The organism is Rhizobacter sp. P2_H2, from assembly GCF_056403375.1.
Map to the genome: position 1 here is coordinate 1 of NZ_JBFUFP010000253.1, position 6,175 is coordinate 6,175.

Consider the following 6,175-nt stretch of genomic DNA (forward strand, 5'->3'; position numbering starts at 1 on the left):
CACTGTTTGACCACAACGAACGAAGTGAGTGGAGGGAGTTTGGGCGACGGGCCATGAAACCAGTCAGCGCAGGGCAGTCATCGCCCCCAGGGGCGATGACCGACCCGTCCGGCGAGCCACAGACTCCCCGCACGCGCCTCTCGCGCCAAAGCGCGAAACCAAGGGACTCAGGGCGTCGCCGTATGCCACACCCCGTTGAACCCGTCCCCGGTCTTCTCGCCCGGCTTCATGTCCTTGGCCCAGAAGTACAGCGGCTTGCCCTYGAAGGCCCACTGCTTCTTGCCGTCGTCGCGGGTCACGACGCTCCAGTCGCCGCTCGCCTTCGCGGCATCGTCGGCCATCAGCGGCGGCCAGTTGGTCGCACACGGGCCGTTGCAGACGCTCTTGCCGGCACCGGCCGTGTCGCGGTCGAAGGTGTAGAGCGTCATGCCGTTGGCAGCACCCACCAGCGCGCCATCGGCGGTCTTCGCTGGCGCCGGAGCGCCCATCATCGACGACATCGTCGAACAGGCGGCCAGCAGCAGCGCGCCAAGCAACGGAACGAGGGTCTTGGTCTTCATCATCAGGGTCTCCATGGGTGTGAGGATCCCCTGTTTACGCCAGGAAGGGCGTCCCTATTCCTGTCGTGGCCGGCAAACCGGGCGATCTATTTCTTCTTCAGCGCCTTGCCCAGCACCTCGACCAGCAGCCCGGTCATGCCGCCTTCATGCAGGGCCGCCCGCTCGGCGAGCTGCTGCGCCAGCTCCGACGGCAGCTTGCAGGCGAACGGCACCAGCCCGGCGGCGGCATCGCGGCGGCGCTGCTCGCGCTTGTCGACGGGCGCCGTCGCCTCCTGGCCGAAGCGTCCCGGCACCCCGCCCGCCTTCAGCTGGTTGTTGATCTTCAGGGCCAGGTTCTTGGCCAGGTCGAACTTCTTCTGTGTCATTTCGGGAATTTGAATGGGCGGCGATGTGCGAATTGTCACCCCTGCGGCGTTTGGCAGTGAGTGCCTGCCTTGCGTTGGGCATTGATGCAGATACATTTCTTATCGAATCATCACCGCTTCGTTCACGTCATCGCACCGTTCGATGACGTTCGATTACATCTCTGGAGAACCCCGCATGCGCATTTTCCGTCCCGCCCGGCTGTCATCGGTCGTGGCTGCAGCCTCCCTCGTCCTGCTGGCGGCCTGCGGACCGAGCGTCCCGTCCAGCATCAAGATCGGCGTGGCGCAACCGCTGTCCGGCCCGTCGGCCGCGCGGGGCCAGGACCTGCTGAACGGCGTCAAGATGGCTGYCGACGAGCTGAATGCCTCGGGCTTCAAGGTGGCCGGCAAGGTCGTGAAGATCGAGGTTGTCGCCGTCGACGACAAGGCCGACAAGGAAACCGCCAAGAAGGTCGCGCAGGAACTGGTCGACCAGAAGGTCACCGCGGTGATCGGGCACCTGAGCTCGGACATCTCCGAGGTCACGATCCCGATCTACAAGGCCGCCAACATCCCGCAGCTGTACACCTCGTCGGCGGTCGACCTGGCCAAGCAGGGCGACGGCAACACCTTCCGGCTGGTCGCCAATGACGGCCTGCAGGCCAAGGCGATCGGCGGCTACATCGCCGAAAGCCTGAACGCGACCAACGTCGCGATCATCTTCGAGGACACCGCCTTCGGCCGTCCGATGAGCAAGGACGTGAGCGAGGCGCTCGGCAAGCTCAAGAAGAAGGTCACGATGAACGAGTCGGTCAGCAACAAGACCACCGACTTCGCCGCCTTCGTCGCCAAGGTCAAGGCCACGCCGCCCGACGTGCTGGTGGCCGTGCTGCGCGACAACCAGCTGCTGCCGCTGTTCGAGCAGATGAAGGCCGCCGGCCTGTCGGGCGTGCCGGTGCTGTCGACCAACTCGTCGAAGACCGAGAAGCTCGCCAAGGCGCCGAACGACGTGACCACGCTGTACGTCACCTCCAGCGCACTGGAGCCGCGCGAGTTCGCGGCCGGCACGGCCTTCCTGAAGAAGTTCCAGACCGTCTTCAAGTCCGATCCGGTGTGGGGCGCCCACTACGCCTATGACGCGATGTACGTGATCGCCGATGCGATGCGCCGCGCGGACAGCGTCGACTCGGTCAAGCTGCGCGAGAAGCTGCACACCATCGACCCGGTGTCGCCGGTGACCAGCTCGATGCGCTTCACCGCCGACGGCGAACAGGCCTACGGCGCGATCACGGTGTACCGCCGCCGCGACGGCCAGTGGGAACCGCTGATGCGCTCCGACCGCTGGTAAGCCGTTCGGCACTTCCTCCTGAAAGGGGTCTGGTCTAATCCAGGCCCCTTTTGCTTTTCCGGCCGTCTTCTCTTTCCGGACACTTACCGCCATGGCATTGAAAGCCACCATCTACAAGGCCACGATCCAGCTGGCCGACATGGACCGCAATGTCTATGGCGATCACGGCGTGACGATCGCCCGCCACCCGTCGGAGACCGACGAGCGGATGATGATGCGGCTGCTCGCGTTCGCCTTGAACGTGCCGGCCGACAACGACAACGGCGCGCTCGAGTTCGCGAAAAGCCTGTGGGACACCGACGAGCCCGACYTCTGGCAGAAGGACCTGACCGGCCAGATCGTGCAGTGGCTCGAGGTCGGCCAGCCCGACGACAAGCGCCTGATGAAGGCGAGCCCGCGCGCCGAGCGCGTCACGGTGTACAGCTTCAGCCACAGCACGCCGATCTGGTGGGCCGGCATCGCGACCAAGGTCACCCGGGCGCGCAACCTCGCCGTCTGGCAGGTGCCGGCCGAGCAGAGCCAGGCGCTGGCCGCGCTCGCGCAGCGCACGATGCAGCTGCAGGTGACGGTGCAGGACGGCACCGTCTGGGTCGGCGACGGCACGCGCAGCATCGAGGTCGCGCCGCAGCGGCTGACGCCCGAAGCCTGAGCTCCTGCAGCCGCGAAATCCGTTGAAAAAAACCGTTCGGGTGCTGGCAGACTCCGGCTGATCATCAGTCCGCCGTTGGAGGAGACCCGACCATGAGCCAACCCGTGCTCGTCACCCACAACCCGGCGCAGCAGCGCTTCGAAGCCACCGTCGATGGCCAGCTCTGCGTGGCCGACTACCGGCTCGCCGGCGACGTCATGCAGATGACGCACACCGAGGTGCCGCCGGCACTGCAAGGCCGCGGCATCGCCGGCGAGCTGGTCGAGGCCGCCTTCGACCACGCGATGACCGAGAACCTGAAGATCGATCCGCAGTGTTCGTACGTGCGCGCCTACATGGAGCGCCATCCGGAAACCTCGTTCCTGAGGGCATGACCTTGACGTTTCCCACTTCGTCCCGCATCTCCGCCACTCGCCGCCGCCTGCTCGCAGGCACCGTCGGCGCCGTCGCCACTCCCCTGCTGGGCCTGACCGCCACGCCTGCCATGTCGCAAACCCCTGCTTCCTCCGCTGCATCTGCGGCCACCAGCGCCGCCACCGGCGCCGGTGCCGATCCGTTCGCCTGGCTCGAAGAGGTGCAGGGCGAACGCGCCCTCGCCTGGGTGCGCGAGCGCAACGCCGCATCGCAGAAGGAGCTGACCGCGCGCCCCGAGTTCGCGCCCACCCGCAGCCAGCTGCTCGAGGTGCTGAACGCGAAGGACCGCATCCCGGCCGTCTCGCGCCGCGGCGACTGGCTCTACAACCTGTGGCAGGACGAGAACCACAAGCGCGGCCTGTGGCGGCGCACCACGCTGGCCGAGTACCGCAAGGCCGAACCGGCCTGGGAAACGGTGATCGACCTCGACGCGCTCGGTGCCGCCGAGAAGGAGAACTGGGTCTGGGGCGGCGCCGCCGTGCTCGGCCCGGACTACCGGCGCTGCCTGGTCTCGCTGTCGCGCGGCGGAGCCGATGCGAAGGTGGTGCGCGAGTTCGACGCCGTCACGAAGCAGTTCGTCAAGGACGGCTTCACGCTGCCCGAGGCCAAATCCGAAGTCGACTGGCTGGACGAGAACACGATCTACGTCGGCACCGATTTCGGCCCCGGCTCCCTCACCGATTCGGGCTACCCGCGCATCGTCAAGCGCTGGAAGCGCGGCACGCCGCTGGCCGAGGCGGTCACGGTGTTCGAGGGCGAGGCCAAGGACGTGGCGGTGAGCGTCAGCGTCGACCGCACACCGGGCTTCGAGCGCATCGTCTTCAGCCGCGCGCTCGACTTCTACAACAGCCACCAGTTCCTGCTGAGCGGCGACAAGCTCGTCAAGCTCGATGTGCCGGACGACGCGTCGGTGGGCTTCCTGCGCGACACCCTGCTGCTGCACCTGCGCAGCGATTTCCAGGCCGGTGCCGACAAGTTCGCGAGCGGCTCGCTGCTCTACGGCGACGCGGCCGCCTGGCTGCGCGGCGAGCGCAAGCTGCGCACGCTGTTCACGCCGACACCGACACGCTCGCTGTCGGGCTACACCACCACGCGCGACCACGTGCTGCTGAACGTGCTCGACAACGTGGCGGGCAAGTTGGAGCAGTGGCACAAGGATCCCAAGGGCTTCACGCGGCGCGAGATCGCGGCGCCCTTCCCCGGCGCTTTGGGCATCAGCAGCCTGCACGACCCGCTGATCAAGAACGACCCGCTGGCCGAGCGCTACCTGCTGACGTACACCGATTTCCTGACGCCCGATTCGCTGTACCTCGCGGGCACCGCGAACGACGATCGCGAGCTGCTGAAGTCGCGCAAGGGCCTGTTCGATTCGAAGGGCATGCGCGCCGAGCAGCGCTTCGCGACCTCGAAGGACGGCACGCGCGTGCCCTACTTCGTGGTCTGGCCGCAGGGCGCGAAGGCCGACGGCGGCAACCCGACGCTGCTGTACGGCTATGGCGGCTTCGAGATCTCGCTGAAGCCCTGGTATTCGGGCAGCTTCGGCCGCGCCTGGTACCAGCGCGGCGGCGTGCTGGTGGTGGCCAACATCCGCGGCGGCGGCGAGTTCGGGCCGGCCTGGCACCAGAGCGCGGTGAAGGCGAACAAGCAGCACAGCTACGACGACTTCATCGCGGTCGCCGAAGACCTGGTCGCGCAGAAGATCACCGCGCCGCGCCACCTCGGCATCATGGGYGGCAGCAACGGCGGGCTGCTGGTGGGCGCCACGTTCACGCAGCGCCCCGACCTCTTCAACGCGGTGGTCTGCCAGGTGCCGCTGCTCGACATGCGGCGCTTCCACACGCTGCTGGCGGGCGCCTCGTGGATGGCCGAGTACGGCAACCCGGACGATGCGGCCGAGTGGGCCTTCATCTCGAAGTACAGCCCGTACCAGAACGTGCGCAAGGGCGTGAAGTACCCGAAGGTGCTGTTCACCACGTCGACGCGCGACGACCGGGTGCACCCGGCCCATGCCCGCAAGATGGCGGYGCTGATGCTGTCGCAGGGGCACGAGCTGCTGTACTACGAGAACATCGAGGGCGGCCACGGCGGCGCGGCCGACAACGAGCAGCGCGCGCACCTGCAGGCGCTGGAGTACAGCTACCTGTGGCAGCAATTGGGTCGTTAGGACTCGGACGCTGAAAGAAGCGATGGACCCGCGCGCGGCCGAGCTGCTGGACTGGTGGTTCGGTCCCGAGCCGGGCGAGATGCGCGCGCTGTGGTTCACGAAGAGCGCGCAGACCGACCTCGAGATCGCCGAGCGCTTCGGGCTCTTGATCGACGAGGCGCTCGCCGGCGGCTTGCTCGACTGGCAGGCGCCGGCCGATGCGGCACTGGCGCGCATCCTGTTGCTCGACCAGTTCACGCGCAACGTGTTCCGCGACCGCGAGCGTTCGTTTGCCGGCGATGCACTGGCGCTGGCCGCCGCCCGGGCGCTGTGCGACAACGGGCTCGACCTGGGCCTGCCGCCGCTGCGGCGTGCCTTCGCCTACATGCCGTTCGAGCATGCCGAAGACCTGGCCTGCCAGGACGAGGCGGTGGCGCGCTTCACCCGCCTCGCACACGAGGCGCCGGTGCTGCAGGGCATGCTGGATTACGCGCACAAGCACCGCGAGGTCATCGCGCGCTTCGGGCGCTTTCCGCACCGCAACGCGATCCTCGGGCGGGCGTCGTCACCCGAGGAGGCGCTGTTCCTGCAGCAACCGGGGTCGCGTTTCTAGTCGCCGTTCTAGATCCTGCCCATCAGGAGCAGCACGATCAGGATGATCACGACCAGCCCGAGCCCACCGCTCGGGCCATAGCCCCAGCTGCGGCTGTGCGGCCA

General features: G+C 67.5%; 8 protein-coding genes. 5 read left to right on the forward strand and 3 right to left on the reverse strand.

Going from position 1 to position 6,175, the window contains the following annotated elements:
• Positions 1–167 precede the first annotated feature (167 nt).
• Positions 168–563, reverse strand: coding sequence for a COG4315 family predicted lipoprotein (locus AC1D15_RS14885; RefSeq protein ID WP_477826592.1), 396 nt, complete (start codon positions 561–563; stop codon positions 168–170).
• An 83-nt stretch (positions 564–646) separates the two neighbouring features.
• Positions 647–925 (reverse strand): hypothetical protein, encoded by a 279-nt coding sequence (locus tag AC1D15_RS14890; protein WP_047511353.1) that lies wholly within the window; start codon positions 923–925, stop codon positions 647–649.
• Between the two features lie 175 nt (positions 926–1,100).
• On the opposite strand from AC1D15_RS14890, the gene AC1D15_RS14895 reads away from it, so the two are divergent.
• From AC1D15_RS14895 to AC1D15_RS14915, 5 genes are all read left to right on the forward strand, one after another.
• Complete coding sequence (locus AC1D15_RS14895; RefSeq protein WP_477826593.1) at positions 1,101–2,252, forward strand: branched-chain amino acid ABC transporter substrate-binding protein; 1,152 nt, start codon at positions 1,101–1,103, stop codon at positions 2,250–2,252.
• Between the two features lie 91 nt (positions 2,253–2,343).
• A complete protein-coding gene (locus AC1D15_RS14900) occupies positions 2,344–2,901 on the forward strand; it encodes a YaeQ family protein (protein WP_477826594.1) in 558 nt (185 codons plus the stop codon).
• A 92-nt stretch (positions 2,902–2,993) separates the two neighbouring features.
• Positions 2,994–3,275, forward strand: coding sequence for a GNAT family N-acetyltransferase (locus AC1D15_RS14905; RefSeq protein WP_465113160.1), 282 nt, complete (start codon positions 2,994–2,996; stop codon positions 3,273–3,275).
• 110 nt (positions 3,276–3,385) lie between these two features.
• A complete protein-coding gene (locus AC1D15_RS14910; protein WP_477826595.1) occupies positions 3,386–5,479 on the forward strand; it encodes a prolyl oligopeptidase family serine peptidase in 2,094 nt (697 codons plus the stop codon).
• A 22-nt stretch (positions 5,480–5,501) separates the two neighbouring features.
• Entirely contained in the window at positions 5,502–6,071 is a 570-nt protein-coding gene (locus tag AC1D15_RS14915) for a DUF924 family protein (protein WP_465113159.1), read from the forward strand.
• 8 nt (positions 6,072–6,079) lie between these two features.
• Here the strand turns inward: AC1D15_RS14915 and AC1D15_RS14920 are convergent.
• A partial coding sequence (locus tag AC1D15_RS14920) for a DUF3309 family protein (RefSeq protein WP_477826596.1) occupies positions 6,080–6,175 on the reverse strand: 96 nt, incomplete at its 5' end.

What these genes read in the sequence shown, in the direction of transcription:
- AC1D15_RS14890 (WP_047511353.1), bottom strand. Translation starts at nt 925, where the DNA reads ATGACACAGAAGAAGTTCGACCTGGCCAAGAACCTGGCCCTGAAGATC.
- AC1D15_RS14905 (WP_465113160.1), top strand. Translation starts at nt 2,994, where the DNA reads ATGAGCCAACCCGTGCTCGTCACCCACAACCCGGCGCAGCAGCGCTTC.
- AC1D15_RS14915 (WP_465113159.1), top strand. Translation starts at nt 5,502, where the DNA reads ATGGACCCGCGCGCGGCCGAGCTGCTGGACTGGTGGTTCGGTCCCGAG.